11 protein-coding genes, 2 tRNA genes and 1 rRNA gene are annotated in these 18,131 nt (G+C 66.3%); 6 read left to right on the forward strand and 8 right to left on the reverse strand.

The features are described 5' to 3' along the window. Positions 1-27 precede the first annotated feature (27 nt). From IEJ03_RS14625 to lldD, 5 genes are all read right to left on the reverse strand, one after another. A tRNA-Ala gene (locus IEJ03_RS14625) sits at positions 28-103 on the reverse strand. A 16-nt stretch (positions 104-119) separates the two neighbouring features. Then, positions 120-196, reverse strand: a tRNA-Ile gene (locus tag IEJ03_RS14630). Positions 197-295: 99 nt separating this feature from the next. Then, a 16S ribosomal RNA gene (locus IEJ03_RS14635) occupies positions 296-1,836 on the reverse strand. A 671-nt stretch (positions 1,837-2,507) separates the two neighbouring features. Further along, positions 2,508-5,426: an FAD-binding and (Fe-S)-binding domain-containing protein gene (locus tag IEJ03_RS14640; protein ID WP_192035535.1), complete on the reverse strand. Its 2,919-nt coding sequence runs from the start codon at positions 5,424-5,426 to the stop codon at positions 2,508-2,510. Next, positions 5,427-6,581, reverse strand: coding sequence for an FMN-dependent L-lactate dehydrogenase LldD (gene lldD, locus IEJ03_RS14645; protein ID WP_192035536.1), 1,155 nt, complete (start codon positions 6,579-6,581; stop codon positions 5,427-5,429). A 335-nt stretch (positions 6,582-6,916) separates the two neighbouring features. Between lldD and IEJ03_RS14650 the strand changes: the two genes are divergently transcribed. Genes IEJ03_RS14650 through IEJ03_RS14660 form a run of 3 tightly spaced genes read left to right on the forward strand, consistent with a single transcriptional unit; the run spans position 6,917 to position 11,008 of the window. Further along, a complete protein-coding gene (locus IEJ03_RS14650; RefSeq protein ID WP_192035537.1) occupies positions 6,917-7,690 on the forward strand; it encodes a GntR family transcriptional regulator in 774 nt (257 codons plus the stop codon). Continuing rightward, positions 7,687-9,636, forward strand: coding sequence for an ATP-binding protein (locus IEJ03_RS14655; RefSeq protein WP_192035538.1), 1,950 nt, complete (start codon positions 7,687-7,689; stop codon positions 9,634-9,636). Before IEJ03_RS14650 ends, IEJ03_RS14655 begins: the two co-directional genes overlap by 4 nt. Continuing rightward, positions 9,629-11,008 carry a sigma-54 dependent transcriptional regulator gene (locus IEJ03_RS14660; protein ID WP_192035539.1) on the forward strand — a complete coding sequence of 460 codons (1,380 nt, stop codon included), beginning with the start codon at positions 9,629-9,631 and terminating at the stop codon, positions 11,006-11,008. Before IEJ03_RS14655 ends, IEJ03_RS14660 begins: the two co-directional genes overlap by 8 nt. Before the next feature lie 24 nt (positions 11,009-11,032). Here IEJ03_RS14660 and IEJ03_RS14665 read toward each other — a convergent pair whose 3' ends face one another. The 3 genes from IEJ03_RS14665 to IEJ03_RS14675 all read right to left on the reverse strand — a co-directional run bounded on the left by IEJ03_RS14665 (position 11,033) and on the right by IEJ03_RS14675 (position 13,816). Then, positions 11,033-11,704 (reverse strand): metal-dependent hydrolase, encoded by a 672-nt coding sequence (locus IEJ03_RS14665; RefSeq protein ID WP_192035540.1) that lies wholly within the window; start codon positions 11,702-11,704, stop codon positions 11,033-11,035. 97 nt (positions 11,705-11,801) lie between these two features. Further along, positions 11,802-12,347, reverse strand: a complete 546-nt coding sequence (locus IEJ03_RS14670) for a gamma carbonic anhydrase family protein (protein WP_192035541.1) — start codon at positions 12,345-12,347, stop codon at positions 11,802-11,804. Between the two features lie 128 nt (positions 12,348-12,475). Continuing rightward, the gene (locus tag IEJ03_RS14675) at positions 12,476-13,816 is read right to left on the reverse strand and encodes a sodium-dependent transporter (RefSeq protein ID WP_192035542.1); all 1,341 of its coding nucleotides are present in this window, start codon (positions 13,814-13,816) and stop codon (positions 12,476-12,478) included. A 237-nt stretch (positions 13,817-14,053) separates the two neighbouring features. Here IEJ03_RS14675 and prlC point away from each other — a divergent pair, with 237 nt between their 5' ends. From prlC to IEJ03_RS14690, 3 genes are read left to right on the forward strand one after another with little or no spacing between them, the layout of a single operon-like run. Next, positions 14,054-16,117 carry an oligopeptidase A gene (gene prlC / locus IEJ03_RS14680; RefSeq protein WP_192035543.1) on the forward strand — a complete coding sequence of 688 codons (2,064 nt, stop codon included), beginning with the start codon at positions 14,054-14,056 and terminating at the stop codon, positions 16,115-16,117. A gap of 35 nt (positions 16,118-16,152) precedes the next feature. Beyond that, the gene (locus IEJ03_RS14685; RefSeq protein WP_192035544.1) at positions 16,153-16,395 is read left to right on the forward strand and encodes a YheV family putative metal-binding protein; all 243 of its coding nucleotides are present in this window, start codon (positions 16,153-16,155) and stop codon (positions 16,393-16,395) included. Between the two features lie 4 nt (positions 16,396-16,399). Next, complete coding sequence (locus IEJ03_RS14690; protein WP_192035545.1) at positions 16,400-18,127, forward strand: Na/Pi symporter; 1,728 nt, start codon at positions 16,400-16,402, stop codon at positions 18,125-18,127. Positions 18,128-18,131: the final 4 nt, after the last annotated feature.

Here is an 18,131-nt window from a genome sequence, read left to right on the forward strand (position 1 = left end):
GTGGACTCACAGGTGACTGTGTTGGGATGGTGGAGCCTAGCGGGATCGAACCGCTGACCTCCTGCGTGCAAGGCAGGCGCTCTCCCAGCTGAGCTAAGGCCCCTCTGACAAGTAAACATTGGTGGGTCTGGGCAGACTCGAACTGCCGACCTCACCCTTATCAGGGGTGCGCTCTAACCAACTGAGCTACAGACCCGGCTTACTAACCACTGGGTCCGCGACCCAAACAGTCTTATGCTCTGGCCGATCAGATAATTCATTGTGGACACTTGCCGAGAAGAGGCGAGTCGTCGATTAAGGAGGTGATCCAGCCGCAGGTTCCCCTACGGCTACCTTGTTACGACTTCACCCCAGTCATGAACCACACCGTGGTGATCGCTCCCCCGAAGGTTAAGCTAACCACTTCTGGTGCAGTCCACTCCCATGGTGTGACGGGCGGTGTGTACAAGGCCCGGGAACGTATTCACCGTGACATTCTGATTCACGATTACTAGCGATTCCGACTTCACGGAGTCGAGTTGCAGACTCCGATCCGGACTGAGGCAGGCTTTATGGGATTAGCTCCACGTCGCCGTCTTGCGACCCTTTGTACCTGCCATTGTAGCACGTGTGTAGCCCTACTCGTAAGGGCCATGATGACTTGACGTCATCCCCACCTTCCTCCGGTTTGTCACCGGCAGTCTCCTTAGAGTTCCCGACATTACTCGCTGGCAAATAAGGATAGGGGTTGCGCTCGTTACGGGACTTAACCCAACATTTCACAACACGAGCTGACGACAGCCATGCAGCACCTGTCTGTGCGTTCCCGAAGGCACCAATCCATCTCTGGAAAGTTCGCACGATGTCAAGAGTAGGTAAGGTTCTTCGCGTTGCATCGAATTAAACCACATGCTCCACCGCTTGTGCGGGCCCCCGTCAATTCATTTGAGTTTTAACCTTGCGGCCGTACTCCCCAGGCGGTCGACTTATTGCGTTAACTGCGCCACTAAGAACTCGAGGCTCCCAACGGCTAGTCGACATCGTTTACGGCGTGGACTACCAGGGTATCTAATCCTGTTTGCTACCCACGCTTTCGCACCTCAGTGTCAGTGTCAGTCCAGAAGGCCGCCTTCGCCACTGGTATTCCTCCCGATCTCTACGCATTTCACCGCTACACCGGGAATTCTACCTTCCTCTCCTGCACTCTAGCCTGACAGTTCCGGATGCAGTTCCCAGGTTGAGCCCGGGGCTTTCACAACCGGCTTATCAAGCCACCTACGCGCGCTTTACGCCCAGTAATTCCGATTAACGCTTGCACCCTCCGTATTACCGCGGCTGCTGGCACGGAGTTAGCCGGTGCTTCTTCTGCGAGTGATGTCCTTCCTGACAGGTATTAACCGTCAGGCCTTCTTCCTCGCTGAAAGTGCTTTACAACCCGAAGGCCTTCTTCACACACGCGGCATGGCTGGATCAGGCTTTCGCCCATTGTCCAATATTCCCCACTGCTGCCTCCCGTAGGAGTCTGGGCCGTGTCTCAGTCCCAGTGTGGCTGATCATCCTCTCAGACCAGCTACGGATCGCGGTCTTGGTGAGCCATTACCTCACCAACTAACTAATCCGACATAGGCTCATCCGATAGCGCAAGGTCCGAAGATCCCCTGCTTTCCCCCTTGGGGCGTATGCGGTATTAGCTTGAGTTTCCCCAAGTTATCCCCCACTACCGGGCAGATTCCTATGCATTACTCACCCGTCCGCCGCTCGACGCCTCCTAGCAAGCTAGGATCGTTTCCGCTCGACTTGCATGTGTTAGGCCTGCCGCCAGCGTTCAATCTGAGCCATGATCAAACTCTTCAGTTTAAAATCATACGGTCTTACCTTTCCGAAGAAAGAAGCAGACCAAACTTGGCTCAAGGTTCAAACGTCTCAAAAAGTCAGCCGAATTGGCTTCCTTTGACGAGTCGCTTGCCTTGAAGTATCGGTGACTGATCACCCCTTCATCGACAAGCGCCCACATGAATTATCTGATCGATTGTTAAAGAGCAGCTCCGGGCTCTTAAGAGTGGAGCATCCCGCATCTGCCTGGCCGTTCGGCCGGCGCCCTGCGAGGAAGGCGTATTCTACTGAATCGGCAGTGAATGTCAACCCTTGCTGTTGTCGCTCACTCTAGATGACCGAGTGAACCAGCGGCGAGTTGAGCGCCGATCGAGTGGAGGAGCATTCTACCGTTTCCGGTGTTTTTGTCAATCCCGATATCGCCGAGCGATTCGAAAAACCTAAACAAAAACAAGTGCTTCCAACACTCTTCACCGCATCCGACGTGTGCTCGTCGGCGGCAGCGGATGCGTACTTTACGGATTATCGCGGATACACGCAAGGGCTTTTCGGCCCCCGTTGCATAAAAAGATGACGAGGGCGTGATGCACCCTCTATGAGAAGCCAACTGGCCCCTCGGGACCGACCTTGAAGACCTGCCCCGGGTGAGAAACTTAAAGGTGAATAGATGAAAGGGGGATATAAAGAAGCGAGCCTCAGGGCTGTGGACGACTGGCCCGATCCAGCAGCGAGAGAATCGAGCGATAGGGAATGCCGCCGTGCTGGCTGAGCCCGATCTCGCAGGTCCGCGAGTTGGAATAGCCGACCCGGCACCCTGCGACCTGTTCCGCCAGGCCTTCGAGGGCCGAGGCATTGAGCTCCGGGGTGGTAAACCCCTTGTCGCCGGCAAAGCCGCAGCAGGTGATCTCGGCGGGCACCACCACCTCACGCGCACAGGCCCGGGCCAGGGCCACGAACTTGTCGGCGAGCCCCATGCGCGTGCTCGAACAGGTCACGTGCACCGCCACCGACTCGTCGAGCGGCGTCAGCTCGAGGCGCGGCAGCAGATGATCATGGGCGAAGGCCACCGGCTCCTGCAGCGAGAGCCGCGCATCCAGGGTCTCCTGCATGCGCAGGGTGCAGGGGCTGGTATCGCAGAGTACCGGGTAGCGACCGTTCTGGCTCGCCGCCAGCAGCTCGCGATTGAGCTCCCGCGCCTTGTGGTCGGCCTCTGCATACTGCCCCTTGGACTGGAAGGCCATGCCGCAGCACAGGTGCCCGGAGATCGCCGGGATGATCACCTCGAAGCCGGCCTTGTCGAGCAGCGCCAGGGTCAGCTCCATGTCCGAGCGCGCCTCGGGATCATGATGGCCGGCGCCGAACACCCGGGTCGCGCAGGACGGCAGGTAGACCACCTTGTCGCTGCCACCCTGCCGACGGCTTTCTTCACTCCGACTCTTGCTGCTTCTACTACTAGTCCCAGCACCGTCTTTAGCACTGTCTGGGGCAAACTCCTTCAGCACCCGCACCGGCGCCGCCTTGGGCGTGGTCGGCGACCACTGGGGCAGCTTGCCGCCGCTCGCCTGGTGCAGCGCCCGCCCGACCTTCTCGGTACCGCGATCGCCGAGCACCGCATGACCGAGAGTCGCCAGGTTGAGGGCGCCGCGCGCCAGTCGCGTCGTGCCGGAGAAATGCCGCCCCAGGCGATGCGCCATGGCCGCCTGACCGGTGTTGCGCTCATGGCGCAGGTCTCGCACCAGATCGCCGGTATTGATGCCCACCGGACACTGGGTGGCGCAGAGGCCATCGGCGGCACAGGTCTCGAGGCCCTGATAGGCATAGTCCTGCCATAGCCGGGACAGCCGCTCGCGATCTTCCGCGCTTGCGGTCCCCGGCTTTCCACCCCCCAGGGCTTCGAGACGCGCCAGTTCGCGGCGCACCACGATGCGCTGACGTGGCGTCAGGGTCAGGTCCTTTGATGGGCACACCGATTCACAGAAGCCGCACTCGATGCACTTGTCGATCAGCGGGTCGGCCGCGGGCAGCGGTTTCAGGTTCTCGAGGTGCAGGGTCTTGTTGCGGCTCAGAATCACGTCGGGATTGAGCAGGTGCTCCGGGTCGAACAGCGCCTTGAGTTGCCACATCAGCGCATAGGCGTCGGCGCCCCACTCGAGCTCCACATAGGGGGCCATGTTGCGCCCTGTGCCATGCTCGGCCTTCAGCGAGCCGCCGTAATCGACGCCGACCAGCCGGGCCACGTCGTCCATCAGCGTCTGGTAGCGCTCGACCTCGCCGTCGCGTTCGAAGCCCTGGGGAAAGACGAAGTGCAGGTTGCCCTCCAGGGCATGCCCGAACAGGATGACGTCCCGATAGCCGTGACGATGGAAGGTCTCGGTCAGCGCCAGCACCCCCTCGTCGAGACGCTCGATGGGAAAGGCCACGTCCTCGATGACCACTGTGGTGCCGGTCTCGCGCACGGCGCCCACCGCCGGGAAGAGCCCCTTGCGGATCTTCCAGTAGAGCGCGTACTGGTCGGCGTCTCGGGTAAAGGACAACGGCTCAAGCGTGCGAATGCCCTCCAGCGCCTCATGCACCTCGCTCTCGCGCGCCTCGATCATGGCCGGGTCGTCGCCGCGCACGTCGATCAAGAGCGCCGCCGCCCCCTCGGGCAGGGACTTCAGTACCTCGGGCATGCCCGGCTGATCCTGCACCGAGCGCAGAGCGGCCCGGTCCATCAGTTCCACCGCCGACACCGGCGCCTGCTTCAGGGCGATGGTCGCCCGGCAGGTGGTGGCCATGTCGGGAAAGAACGCCAGCGCCGCGGCCTTCACCGGCTCGTCGGGTACGGTGGCGTAGGTGATGCTGCTGATGAAGCCGAGCGTGCCCTCGGAGCCGATCATCAGGTGGGTGAGGATATCGAGGCCATCCTCGAAGTCGATCAGGCTATTGAGGGCGTAGCCGGTGGTGTTCTTGAGTCGGTACTTGTGGCGGATGCGCTGGGCGAGCGCGGTGTTGCCGCGCGTCTCGGCGCCCAGGCGCTCGAGCTCGCCAAGCAGCTCAGCGTGCTGGCGGCGAAAGGCGCTGACGCTCTGCGGATCGGCGGTATCGAGCACGGTGCCGTCGGCCAGCACCAGACGCATCTCGCGCAGGGTGCGATAGCTGTTGTGAGCCGTGCCGCAGCACATGCCCGAGGCATTGTTGGCGGCGATCCCCCCGATCATGCAGCTATTGATCGAGGCCGGATCGGGGCCGATCTTGCGCCCATAAGGCGCCAGCAGCTGGTTGGCCCGGGCGCCGATCACCCCCGGCTGCAGGCGGATCGCTCGCCCCTCGTCGAGGATCGCATGACCACGCCAGCCACGACCGAGCTGGATCAGCACCGCATCGGTGATCGCCTGCCCCGACAGCGAGGTGCCGGCGGCGCGGAAGGTCACCGCCAGCCGTCGCGCCCGGCACTCGGCGAGCACCGTGACCAGTTCGGCCTCGGTCTCGACCCGCACCACCAGCCGCGGGATCAGCCGATAGAAGCTGGCGTCGCTGCCATAGGCCAGGGTGCGCAGCGGATCACTGATCAGGCGCTCGGCAGGCAGCGTCCCGGCCAGGGCGTCGCGCAGTTCACTGTAGAGCGCTTTCATTTACTCACCGCCTTGGCCAACGGCCGACACCAGCGAGTCCGGCCCCAGCTCCGCGATACTGTGCGCCCCGGTCAGCGTCATCGCCACCCGCATCTCCTTCTCGAACAGCTCGAGCAGATGGGCCACGCCCGCCTCCCCGGCCGTGGCCAGGGCATACACAAAGGCACGCCCCAGCAATACGGTATCGGCGCCCATGGCGATCATCCGCACCACATCGAGGCCGTTGCGCACCCCGGAATCGGCCAGGATGGCAATGTCGCCCTTGACCGCATCCGCGATGGCCGGCAAGGCACGCGCGGTAGAGGGCACGCCATCGAGCTGACGGCCACCGTGGTTCGACACCACGATGCCGTCGGCCCCGAAGCGCACCGCCTCGCGAGCATCCTCGGGGTCGAGAATCCCCTTGATGATCATCGGTCCGTCCCACAACTCGCGAATCCACTCCAGGTCCTTCCAGGAGATGGACGGATCGAAGTTGTCGCCGAGCCAGGCGATATAGTCCTCGAGCTCGGTCGGATGGCCGCGATAGTCCGACACGTTGCCAAGATCATGGGGACGGCCATGGATGCCCACATCCCAGGCCCAGGAAGGATGCATCATGGCCTGAGCCATTCGCCGGATAGACCCATACTTGCCGCTCATGCCAGAGTGAGCGTCGCGATAACGCGCCCCCGGCACCGGCATGTCGACCGTGAAGACCAGTGTCTTGACGCCGGCGGCCTTGGCACGCTCCAGGACATGCTTCATGAAGCCCCGATCCTTCAACACATAGAGCTGAAACCAGATGGGACGATCGACGGCCGAGGCCACCTCGTCGATGGGACACACCGAGACCGTCGACAGCGTGAAGGGGATGCCCTTGCTGGCGGCGGCTCGCGCCGCCTGAACCTCACCGCGCCGCGCATACATGCCGGCCAACCCCACGGGCGCCAGGGCAATCGGCATGGCCATGGATTCGCCAAACAGCTCGGTTTCCAGTGACAGGCTGGACATATCCTTGAGCACACGCTGGCGCAAGGCGATTCCGGCCAGATCCTCGACATTATGTCGCAGCGTATGCTCGGCATAAGACCCGCCGTCCGCGTAGTGAAACAGAAAGGGCGGTATACGGCGCTTGGCGGCTTGGCGGTAGTCCGTGGAAGCGGAAATGATCATGGCGAGCCCTGTGCAATGGATGCGCTGGTTATTGTCATGGACAGTTATTGCATGGGTAGCAATAGGCGCGGAAGGCTGTCGGCCTAGGCAACCTTGCTGGTCAATTGGTAAAACCAATTTACAGATAGCATGCAGCGAACTCTAGAAGCGCCCACTGTTCGGTGTCAAACCTCACGCACACCGCATCGCTTATACTTTGGTATTGGCGCCCGAGAACTCTCCATAACTTATTGAAAACCGGCATTTACTCGGCAATGCGCAAACTTGTCAGCAGCGGTGACGATGACCTACTATTGGTCTTACCAATTTAACCTATCAATGATGATGGTGTGCCCATGGCCTATCAGACCGTCCGCCAACCGCGCATCGCCGATGTGATCACCGAACGCCTCGAGGCCATGATCATAGAAGGCAGCCTGAACCCCGGCCAGCGCCTGCCACCCGAGCGCGAACTGGCCGAGCGGTTCGGCGTCTCGCGGCCCTCGCTGCGCGAGGCGATCCAGAAACTCGCCGCCCGCGGCCTGCTGACCAGTCGCCAGGGCGGCGGCACCTTCGTCACCGAGGAGCTCAACAACCGCTACAAGGACCCGCTGCTGGAGATGCTGTCTCGCCACGGCGAGTTTCACCTCGACCTGCTGGAGTTCCGCGACGCCATGGAGGGCCTGTCGGCCTACTACGCGGCGCTGCGCTCGACTCCCGCCGACAAGGAGCTGCTGGTGCGCCGCTTCGAGGAGCTCAAGACGAGCTTCGAGAGCCACGACCCGGTAAGCGAGGCCAAGGCCGACGCCGCCTTCCACCTGGCGATCGCCGAATCGGCGCACAACGTCCTGATCCTGCACACCATTCGCGGCGTCTTCGACATGCTGGAGAAGAGCATCGTCGACAACCTCGCGCACCTGTTCGAGAAGCCCGATTCGCGCCCCCTGCTGATGGAGCAGCACCGTGCCCTGCTGGATGCCATCCTCGAGGGCCGCGCCGAGGACGCCAGGCTGCGGGCCCACGAGCACCTGGTGTTCGTCGAGGAGGGCCTGCTCGAACTCGAACGCGCCGAGACCCGCGCCCAGCGTGCCCTGCGCAGGGCTCAGGCCATCCCCGAACGCGCACCATGAGCCGACGCCGACCGCCCGCCAGCGCCACCTCGAGCGTCGTCCCGTCCACCCGTCTGTCGCGCCCCTGGCGCCTGACCCTGCTGGTGGCGATCACCGCAGGTCTGGTGCTGGTGACCTGGCAGGCCGCCGGGCTGGCCCGCGAGCAGGCCCTTTCAAGCCTCATCGACGAGGCCGAGAACGAGCTGCGCCTCTCCGCGGAGGGCCTGCGTGGTCACCTCTCCCGCCACGACTACCTGGCCGAGATGCTGGCCTCCCGCGAGGTGGTGCACCGTTTCCTCGCTAGCCCCGCACAGCTCGAGGCGATGCCGGTCAATCGCCTGCTCGATAGCGTGCGCGAGACCGCCGAGGTCTCGGACATCTACCTGCTCGACCGCCAGGGCGACACCCTGGCCGCCAGCAACTGGCAGCGCCCCGACACCTTCATCGGCCAGAACTATCGCTTCCGCGCCTACTACCGCGACGCCGTGGCCGGGCGCCCGGGCCGCTTCCATGGTCTTGGGGTGCAGTCGGGCGCCCGCGGCTACTATTTCTCTGCACCGATCTGGCTGGCCAACCACGAGGCTCAGACGGCGGACGGCGTGATGGTGGTCAAGGTACAGCTGGACAACGTGGAGGCGGCCTGGGCGGCGCAGAGCGCCGAGCTGATGGTCACCGACCATGACGGCATCATCTTCATGGCCAGCCGGGAGGAATTGCGCCTGCATGCCCTGCACCCGCTCGGCGAGGCACAGCGGCAGGCGCTGCGCGAGTCGAGGCGCTACGCCGACGCACCGCTGCCCCCGGCGAGCCTCGAGACCCTCGAGCGGCGCCCGGACCAGGGCCAGGTGGTGAGCTTCCGCCAGGGGCCGCTGGCCGGCACCCCCTACCTGCGGCTGCGCCGCGAGATGCCCCAGTTCGCCTGGCAGATGCACATCCTGAAGCCGCTGACCCCGGTGCAGACGGCCCAGTGGCAAGCCGCGCTGCTGGCCGGTGGCCTCTACGGCATGGTCGCCATGGCCGGCGGCTACGGCTGGCAGCGCCGGCGACTGCGCCGCGAACGCGAGCAGTTCGCCGAACGCGAGCGGCGCACCCTGGCCCGGGCTCGGGACGAGCTGGAGCGCAACGTCGAGCGCCGCACTAGTGACCTGGTCGACGCCAACCGCCGGCTCTCCGACGAGATCGAGGAGCGCCGCCGCGCCGAACAGAGCCTGCGCCAGACCCGCGACGAGCTGGTGCAGGCCGCCAAGCTGGCCGTGCTCGGCCAGCTGGCCGCCGGCATCAATCACGAGCTCAATCAGCCGCTGGCGGCGATCCGCGCCTATGCCGAGAACGCCCGCCGCTTTCTGGCTCAGGCACGCCCCGAGACCGCCGACACCAACCTCGCCCAGATCGTCGAACTGACCGAACGCATGGCCGAGATCAGCGCCCAGCTCAAGCAGTTCTCGCGACCCAGCGGCGACACCCTGACCGCGGTCTCGGTGACGGCCTGCTTTGACTATGCGCTGCGCCTCTACCAGGCGCGGCTCAACGAGGCCGGCGTCGAGGTGGTCTACGACTGGCCCGCGGCGGAGACCTGGGTGCGCGCCGACCTGGTGCGCCTCGAGCAGGTGCTGGTCAACCTGATCGGCAATGCCCTGCAGGCCATGCACGACACGCCCGCCCCGCGCCTGACGCTGGCCATCGAACCGATCGGTGACAGCGTGCGCCTGAACGTCGCCGACAATGGCCCAGGGATCCAGGAGGCCCACCTCGCCCGGGTCTTCGAGCCCTTCTTCACCACCAAGTCGCCGGGCAACGGCCTCGGCCTGGGCTTGTCGATCTCCTCACGGATCATCGACGACCTGGGCGGACGCCTGACGGTCGGCAACCAGCCTAAGGGCGGCGCCATCTTCACCGTCACCCTGCCCGCCGATGCGGCCCCCCGGCGCGACGCTTTCCCTCTCCAGGAGCCTTCTTCCCATGCATGACACGGCGACCCCGGTGCTGATCATCGACGACGAGACGCACCTGCGCATCACCGCCGGCCAGACCCTCGAACTCGCCGGCTATACGCCAAAGGCCTACGACGGCGCGGAAGCGGCCCTCGCCGCCCTGGCGCCGGACTTCCCCGGCGTGGTGGTCAGCGACATCCGCATGCCCGGCATGGACGGCATGGCGCTGCTGCGCGAGATTCGCCAACGCGACCCGGACCTACCGGTGATCCTGGTCACCGGCCACGGCGACATCTCCACCGCGGTGGAGGCCATGCGCGAGGGCGCCTGGGACTTCCTCGAGAAGCCCTTCGCCGGTGAGCGGCTGGTAGAGGTGGTGCGGCGCGGCGTCGAGAAACGCCGCCTGAGCCTCGAGAACCGCCACCTCAAGGCCGAGCTCGAGGCCCAGCAGTCGGCCCCGGGGCCGCGTCTGGTGGGCCGCACCCCGGCCATCCAGAGGCTGGCCTCGATGGTCCAGCGCATCAGCCAGGTCGAGACCGACGTACTGCTGTTCGGCGAGACCGGGGCCGGCAAGGACCTGGTGGCCCGTGCCATCCATGAACGCAGCAGCCGCGGTGGCCAACCCTTCGTCGCCATCAACTGCGGGGCGATTCCCGAAAGCATCATCGAGTCGGAGCTGTTCGGTCACGAGAAGGGCGCCTTCACCGGCGCCCAGGAGCGCCGTATCGGCAAGTTCGAGCACGCCAACGGCGGCACGGTGTTCCTCGACGAGATCGAGTCGATGCCGCTGGCGCTGCAGGTCAAGCTGCTGCGGGTGCTGCAGGAGCGCATGGTCGAGCGCCTGGGCGCCAACGAGGCGGTGACGCTCGACCTGCGCGTGATCGCCGCCACCAAGGTCGACCTCAAGGCCGCCGCCGAGGCTGGCCGCTTCCGCGAGGATCTCTACTACCGGCTCAACGTGGTGACCCTGCCGATCCCGCCGCTGCGCGAGCGCCGCGAGGATATTCCGCTACTCTTCCAGCACTTCGCCGCCGTGGCCGCCAGCCGCAGCGGCATGGAGGCGCCGCCCCTGGATGCGGGCGGCGTCGCGGTGCTGCTGGCCCACGACTGGCCGGGCAATGCCCGGGAGCTCAGGAACCTCGCCGAGCGCTACGTGCTGCTTGGCGTGACCTGCGACTACCGGCTCGATGGGCTACTCGAGGGTGTCGGCACCGACGGCGCCGAGCTGCCCCTGCCCCAGCAGGTGGAGCTGTTCGAGAAGCAGCTGATCAATCAGGCGTTGGCCCGCCACCGGGGACGCATCCATGAGGTCTGCGCGCACCTCGGCCTGCCCCGCAAGACCCTCTATGACAAGCTCAAGAAACATGACCTGACGCCCGGCGACTACCGTCAGGCGGCCTACGACTAGCCCCACAGCGCCTCCCACAGCGCCTCAGCGCCAGAACAGGGTGCCGTGGTGAAGGATTCCCAGCAGCACCGGCCAGGGCGGCAGCCAGGGCGAGAGCCCGGCCGCCAGCAGTACCATCAGCACCGAGTTGCCGGGCTCGCGGAGGTCGCAGAGCTTGAGGGCGGTGCCGAAGGAGCGCTTGAGGCGCACGCCCATCAGGTCGACGCTGTAGAGCTCGTCGAGCAGCAGATGGATCACGCTGCCCAGCCACAGCGCCAGCCCCTGCAGCCAGGCGATCTCGGCGTCCTGGGCGAACAACCGGTAGCTCAACGCACTGGTGACCAGCGCGCACAGGCCGCTGGCCAGCAGCGAGTGCCAGATGCCGCGGTGTACGGTGAAACGCTTGAAGACCGCTCCGGCCAGGTAGCGCACCCCCAGGTAGAGGCCGCCGCAGGCCACCACCAGCTCGCCCGTGGTGAGACGGGCCTGCAGCATCAGGGCACCGGCAATCACGGCAAGCACCGCGAAGAGGTTGAAGATCAGGCGAATCGCCTTGGAGTGGTCGGAATCGATGTCCGGCAGGATGCCGCCGAAGGCCACCAGGGCGGCCAGCGGCAGCGCATCGGTCGCGCTCCACCAGCCGGCCTGCCAGCCGCTGATGGCGGCCAGGGCGCCGCCGGCGGCGGCCACGCCGATGTGGGTTGCGAAATTGGCCATGCCGGGCGACTCGACTACTGGATGGAAAACCAGATTATCGCCCGTCCAGACATGAAAAAACAACGACTTGGATTAGCCTTCCGGCCAGGAACGACGCTTAGCCCGACGCCTGGCTCAGGTACTCGTCCTTCAGCTTGACGTAGTTGCCGGCGCTGTAGGTGAAGAAGGCCCGCTCGCTGTCCTTCAGCGGGCGCAGGGCCTTGGCCGGGCTGCCGCCGTAGACGTGACCGCTTTCCAGCCGCTTGCCGGGGGTGACCAGGGCACCGGCGGCGATGATCACCTCGTCCTCGACCACGGCGCCGTCCATGACGATGGCGCCCATGCCCACCAGCACCCGGTCGCCCAGGGTGCAGCCATGCAGGATCGCCTTGTGACCGATGGTCACGTCCTCGCCGATGGTCAGCGGATAGCCACCCGGGTTGAAGTCGCTTGCGTGGGTGATGTGCAGCACGCTGCCGTCCTGCACGCTGGTGCGGGCACCGATGCGGATGCGGTGCATGTCGCCGCGCACCACCGCCATCGGCCAGACCGAGCAATCATCGCCCAGCTCGACATCACCAAGCACCACACAGGCCGGATCGACGTACACTCGCTCGCCGAGCCGCGGGGTGTGGCCCCGATGGGTTCGCAGTCCGTCTTGCATGCGCCTCTCCCTCTCTCTGTGCCTGTCTCTGTACCGGTATATGTACTTGTATATGTACCTGACCGGCGGACCCGCCTGCCAGTGCGTCTTCATAGGCCGCACCAGAGGCGCGGCCGGTTCGCCGAAGGCTAGATCAGCCCGGAGGCCAGCACCACCACCACCAGCGGGATCGAGACATAGCGCACCAGGCCCTGCCAGATGCGAAAGCCATTGGGGCCGGCATCCAGCGCCCGCAGGGCGGTGTCCCGGGGCATCACCCAGGCGGCGAAGATGGCGATCAGCAGGCCCCCCACCGGCAGGAAGAAGTCGGTGGGCACGGTGGTGACCAGCTCGAAGAAGTTCATCTCGCCGATCCAGTCGACGTCCGCCATGGTCGAGAAGGACAGCACCGACAAGAGGCCCACGGCCCACACCGCCACGCCGACGACGGCGGCGGCCTGGCCACGCTTGAGCCCCAGGCCCTGCAGCCCGGCCACGATGGGCTCGGCGAGGTTGATCGAGGAGGTCCAGGTTGCCATCAGCAGCAGCAGGAAGAAGACCGCCAGCCAGATCGAGCCGCCGGGCAGTTCGGCGAAGGCGATCGGCAGAGTCACGAACATCAGTCCCGGCCCCTCGCCCGGGTCCATGCCCTGGGAGAACACCACCGAGAAGATGGCGACCCCGGCCAGCAGCGCCACCAGTACGTCGAGCACCGCCACGGCCCCGGCGGCCCGCGGCAGGCTCTGGTGATCGGGCATGTAGGCGCCGTAGGCCATCAGCGCGCAGGCGCCCACCGCCAGGGTGAAGAAGGCGTGCCCCATGGCGTTGAGCACCACCTCAACGGTAATGGCGGCGGGGTTGGGGGTGAACAACCAGGCCAGCGCCGGGCCGAAACCATCGGTGGTGGCGGCATAGCCCGCCAGCACGATCAGCAGCAGGTAGAGCATCGGCATCAGCAGGTTGTTGAGCTTCTCCAGGCCGCTGGAGACCCCGCCGGCCACCACCGCCATGGTCAGCAGCATGAACAGTGTATGGTTGAAGGTCATGCGCAGCGGGTCGGCGAGGAAGGCATCGAAGGCGCCCCCCACCTCGGGAGGCGTGGCGCCGACGAAGTCGCCGCGCAGTGACGTGACCAGATACTCGATCGACCAGCCGGAGACCACCGAATAGAAGGACAGGATCAGAAACACCGTCAGGGTCCCGAACAGCCCCAGCCAACGCCAGTGCGGCGTGCGACCGGCGGCCATCGCCAGATGCGCAAGCGACTGGGTGGGGCTGCGCCGGCCGGCACGGCCGATCAGTATCTCGGCCATCATCACCGGCAGTCCCAGCAGCAGCACGAAGGCCACGTACAGCAGCAGGAAGGCGGCACCGCCGTTCTCGCCGGTCATGTAGGGAAAGCGCCAGATATTGCCCAGGCCCACCGCGGCGCCGGTCACGGCGAGGATGAAGGCGCGCCGGGTCGTCCAGCGTTCCAGTGTCTCGTTCATCGGATCAGTTCCTTAAGCTGCGCGCATCGCAAGGGACGAAGAAGGCGCAAGCCTAGCAGGCCCGCCACGGCGGGCCAATCGGGCCTGCCAACGCCGCCCTCTGTCGGGCCGGCCGGTCGGCGCATTGAAACCTCGCGCTCCCGCCTCCATCTAACGGATCATCATGATCATGACGCCTAGGCGTCCCCCCGGATTTCACCCGGGCGTCCGCGACGCCCTTGTTCACGAGGCTGCCCCATGTCCACCACTTCGCCGGCTCGCAACCCGCTGCTCGCCCCCCAGGCGCTGCCCCCTTTCGCCGAGATCCAGCCCGAGCAGGTGGTGCCGGCCATCGAGCAACTGCTCGACGAGAATCGCGCCGCCATCGAGGCCCTGGTCGCGAAGGCCGAGCAGGACACCCCGACCTGGGAGAGCCTGGCCGAGCCGCTGGAGGCGCTCAACGACCGCCTCTCCCAGGCCTGGTCGCCGATCTCGCACCTCAACGGCACCATGAACACGCCGGCCCTGCGCGAAGCCTATCAGGCCTGCCTCGGCAAGCTTTCCGAGTACAGCACCTGGCTTGGCCAGCACTCAGGCCTGTTCCGCGCCTATCAGGCGCTCCGGCAGTCACCCGATTTCGCGCGCCTCGACGAGGCACAACAGCGCAGCATCGACAACACCCTGCGCGACTTCCGCCTGGCCGGGGTCGACCTGCCCGAGGCACAGAAGCGCCGCTACGGCGAGATTCAGGCCCGGCTCTCGGCGCTCGCCAACACCTTCTCCAACCAGCTGCTGGACGCCACCCAGGCCTGGCACAAGGATATCGCCGACGCCAAGCGACTGGCCGGCCTGCCACAGAGCGCGCTGGATACGCTCAAGGCCAACGCCGAGGCCAAGGGCATCGAGGGCTACCGCATCACCCTGGACTTTCCGAGCTTCTTCCCGGTGATGACCTATGCCGAGGACCGTGCCCTGCGCGAGGAGGTCTACACCGCCTTCGTCACCCGCGCCTCCGACCAGGGCCCCAACGCCGGCGAATTCGACAACGCCCCGGTGATGGAGGAGACCCTCGCCCTGCGCCGCGAGCTGGCCGAGCTCTTGGGCTTTGCGACCTATGCCGACTACTCCCTGGCCACCAAGATGGCCGATGGCCCCGCGCAGGTGATCGGTTTCCTCGAGGACCTGGCCGCTCGCGCCGTGCCCCAGGCCCGCGAGGAGTATGCCGAGCTCGAGACCTTCGCCCGTGACTCGCTCGCCATGACCGAGCTTCAGCCCTGGGACGTGGGCTATGCCAGCGAAAAGCTGCGTGAGGCCCGCTACGCCATCTCCGAGGAGCAGCTGCGCCCCTACTTCCCGGCCCCGCAGGTGGTGAACGGCCTGTTCAAGGTGGTCGAGCGGCTCTACGACGTCACCTTCGAGGAAGACGCTGAGGCCCCGCGCTACCACCCGGACGTGCGCTACTTCCGCATCCTCGAGGACGGTGCCCCGATCGCCGGCTTCTATCTGGATCTCTACGCCCGTGAAGGCAAGCGTGGCGGCGCCTGGATGGACGAGTGCCGGGTGCGGCGCCTGGCCGATGGCGGTGTGCAGCTGCCGGTGGCCTACCTGACCTGCAACTTCACCCGCCCGGTGGGCGAGAAGCCCGCGCTGCTGACCCACGACGAGGTCACCACCCTGTTCCACGAGTTCGGCCACGGCCTGCACCACATGCTGACCCGCCAGACCGTCGCCGACATCTCCGGCATCAACGGCGTGGCCTGGGATGCGGTGGAGCTGCCCAGCCAGTTCATGGAGAACTTCTGCTGGGAGCGCGAGGGACTCGACCTGATCGCCGGCCACGTCGACACCGGCGAGCCGCTGCCCGAGGCGCTCTTCGACAAGCTCCTCGCGGCCAAGAACTTCCAGTCGGCGATGGGCATGGTGCGTCAGATCGAGTTCTCGCTGTTCGACTTTCGCCTCCACCACGAGCTCAAGGCACCCAGTGCCGGCGAGATCCAGGCGCTGCTCGACGACGTGCGCGACGCCGTCGCAGTGGTGCCCCGGGTGCCCTTCAACCGCTTCCAGAACGGCTTCGGCCACATCTTCGCCGGCGGCTATGCGGCGGGCTACTACAGTTACAAGTGGGCCGAGGTGCTGTCCGCGGATGCCTGGAGCGCCTTCGAGGAAGCCGGCATCTTCGACCCGGCCACCGGCCGACGCTTTCGCACCGAGATCCTCGAGCGGGGCGGCTCCCGGGATGCCGCGGCCCTGTTCCTGGCCTTCCGCGGCCGCGAGCCAAGCATCGAGCCGCTGCTGCGCCACAGCGGTATCCGCGCGGCCTGACGGCTGCGCCCCACCTTCACCGAACAGGAGATCTCATGCCCGTCACCAAACGCTTCATCGCCGGCGTCATCTGCCCCCGCTGCGCGACCATGGACCGGGTGCGCAGCTGGGAGCAGCACGGCATTCGCTACCGGGACTGCGTGAGCTGCGACTTCTTCGAGCAGCTGCCCATCGAGGACGATTCGCTCCCCGAGCTGGAAACACGGGTCAATCAGGTCCGCGAGGAACAGCAGCGCCAGGACGTGCAGACGGTCAAGATCCTCGACCCTAAGGGCTAGACCCATGATCGGGCCTCTCCAGGGGTGGCGCCCGCCGCGCCGGGTGCTGGAAGTGCTGGGGCTCGCCGCGGCCGCCGCCCTGCTGGTGGCCCGCCTCGACCTCGCCACCCTGGCGGCCGGCCTGGGGTTCTTCCTGTGGGGCATGACCTACCTGGAAGACGCCATCAAGCGGCTCTCCGGCGGCACCCTGAACCGCTGGCTGGCGGCGGCCACCGCCAGCACCCCCCGAGCCATCGCGGTGGGCACCCTGTCCACCGCCCTGGTGCAATCGAGCTCCCTGATCACCCTGCTGGCGATGTCCTTCGTCGGCGCCGGCCTGATCGCCCTGCCCGGCGCCATCGCCCTGCTGTTCGGCGCCAACCTGGGCACCACCACCGGCGCCTGGCTGATCGCCGCCTTCGGCCTCAAGCTGAGCCTGTCCCACTACGCCATGCCGCTGCTGGCACTCGGTCTGCTCGGCAGCCGACTGCTCAAGGGCAGCCGGGCCGGGCTTGCCGGACTCTCGCTCGGCGTGGGCCTGCTGTTCCTCGGCATCGACTTCATGAAGCTCGGCTTCGAGTCCATCCAGAACGGCCTGTCGCTGGATGGCCTGGTCGGTGAACGCGTCTGGCACTGGCCGCTGTTCGTGCTGTTCGGGGTCGCCGCCACGGTGGTCATGCAGTCGAGCCACGCCACCCTGCTGATCATCCTCGCCGCCCTCGGCTCCGGCCAGTTGCCCTACCTGCCGGCGCTGGCCATCGCCATCGGCGCCAACATCGGCACCACGGTGACGGCACTGCTCGGCGCCATCGGGGCCGGGGCCGCCGGGCGGCGGCTGGCCGGGGCCCACCTGATCTTCAACCTGGCCACCGCCTGCGTGGCCCTGGCGCTGCTGCTGCCGCTGGCCGAGCTGGTCGACCGGCTGGCCGAGCTGATCGGCCTGGCGGCGACCGCCTGGCCGATGAAGCTGGCGCTCTTCCACACTTTGTTCAATGGCCTCGGCATCCTGCTGATGCTGCCGGTCATTCCGCGCCTGGCGCGCCTGCTGGAGCGGCTCGTCCCCGAGCCCTCCCGCCGGCCGCCGGCCCAGGCTCGCTACCTGGAAGACACCGCCCTGGCCCACGCCGACACCGCCCTGGCGGCGCTGGAGCAGGAGAGCCGACGCCTCGAGCGTCGAGCCTACCATGTGCTCTGCGAGGCCATTCTGGTGCCCAGCGCCGAGGTCCTCGGCCATCCACCCACCCGCGAGGTGGTGCATGCGCCCATCGCGCCCGATGACTGGCCGGCGGTCAATGTCCGCTATCACGAGCGCCTCAAGCCGCTGCTGGCGGAGCTGCTCGACTTCTATGCACGCCTCGACGTGCCCCTCACCGAAGGCCAGCAGGCCCGGCTCGAGGCCCTCTATGGGCGCAGCGTGCGCATGGTCGAGGCGGTACGTTTCGGCGAGGTGCTGCAGCGTAGCCTGCTGCGCCACGCCGCCGTCGGAAGTCCGCTGCGCGAGGCCCACGACGCCCTGCGCCAGGCGGTGGCCGAGGGGCTCAACCGGCTGGCCAACAACCCCGAGGCCCAGAGCATCGAGGCGCCCCTGGAAGCGGTTCGCCAGTTCTGGCAGCACGAGCTCGCCGACCGCCTGCGCCGGCACCGGCTGGATGCCTGGCTCGCCTCCTCGCTGCTCAACGACCTGCACCAGGCCAGCCGGCTGCTGGCCGCGCTGGCGCCGCCCGCCGCCGATTCGCGATCGGAAGCGCCCTAGCCCG

The organism is Halomonas sp. YLGW01, assembly GCF_014840935.1.
GTDB lineage: Bacteria > Pseudomonadota > Gammaproteobacteria > Pseudomonadales > Halomonadaceae > Onishia.

Excerpts from the sequence above, each read along its gene's own strand:
- IEJ03_RS14665 (WP_192035540.1), bottom strand. The coding sequence starts at position 11,704 with ATGGCCAATTTCGCAACCCACATCGGCGTGGCCGCCGCCGGCGGCGCC.
- IEJ03_RS14660 (WP_192035539.1), top strand. The coding sequence starts at position 9,629 with ATGCATGACACGGCGACCCCGGTGCTGATCATCGACGACGAGACGCAC.
- IEJ03_RS14685 (WP_192035544.1), top strand. The coding sequence starts at position 16,153 with ATGCCCGTCACCAAACGCTTCATCGCCGGCGTCATCTGCCCCCGCTGC.
- IEJ03_RS14675 (WP_192035542.1), bottom strand. The coding sequence starts at position 13,816 with ATGAACGAGACACTGGAACGCTGGACGACCCGGCGCGCCTTCATCCTC.
- IEJ03_RS14670 (WP_192035541.1), bottom strand. The coding sequence starts at position 12,347 with ATGCAAGACGGACTGCGAACCCATCGGGGCCACACCCCGCGGCTCGGC.
- prlC (WP_192035543.1), top strand. The coding sequence starts at position 14,054 with ATGTCCACCACTTCGCCGGCTCGCAACCCGCTGCTCGCCCCCCAGGCG.
- IEJ03_RS14690 (WP_192035545.1), top strand. The coding sequence starts at position 16,400 with ATGATCGGGCCTCTCCAGGGGTGGCGCCCGCCGCGCCGGGTGCTGGAA.
- IEJ03_RS14655 (WP_192035538.1), top strand. The coding sequence starts at position 7,687 with ATGAGCCGACGCCGACCGCCCGCCAGCGCCACCTCGAGCGTCGTCCCG.
- lldD (WP_192035536.1), bottom strand. The coding sequence starts at position 6,581 with ATGATCATTTCCGCTTCCACGGACTACCGCCAAGCCGCCAAGCGCCGT.
- IEJ03_RS14650 (WP_192035537.1), top strand. The coding sequence starts at position 6,917 with ATGGCCTATCAGACCGTCCGCCAACCGCGCATCGCCGATGTGATCACC.
- IEJ03_RS14640 (WP_192035535.1), bottom strand. The coding sequence starts at position 5,426 with ATGAAAGCGCTCTACAGTGAACTGCGCGACGCCCTGGCCGGGACGCTG.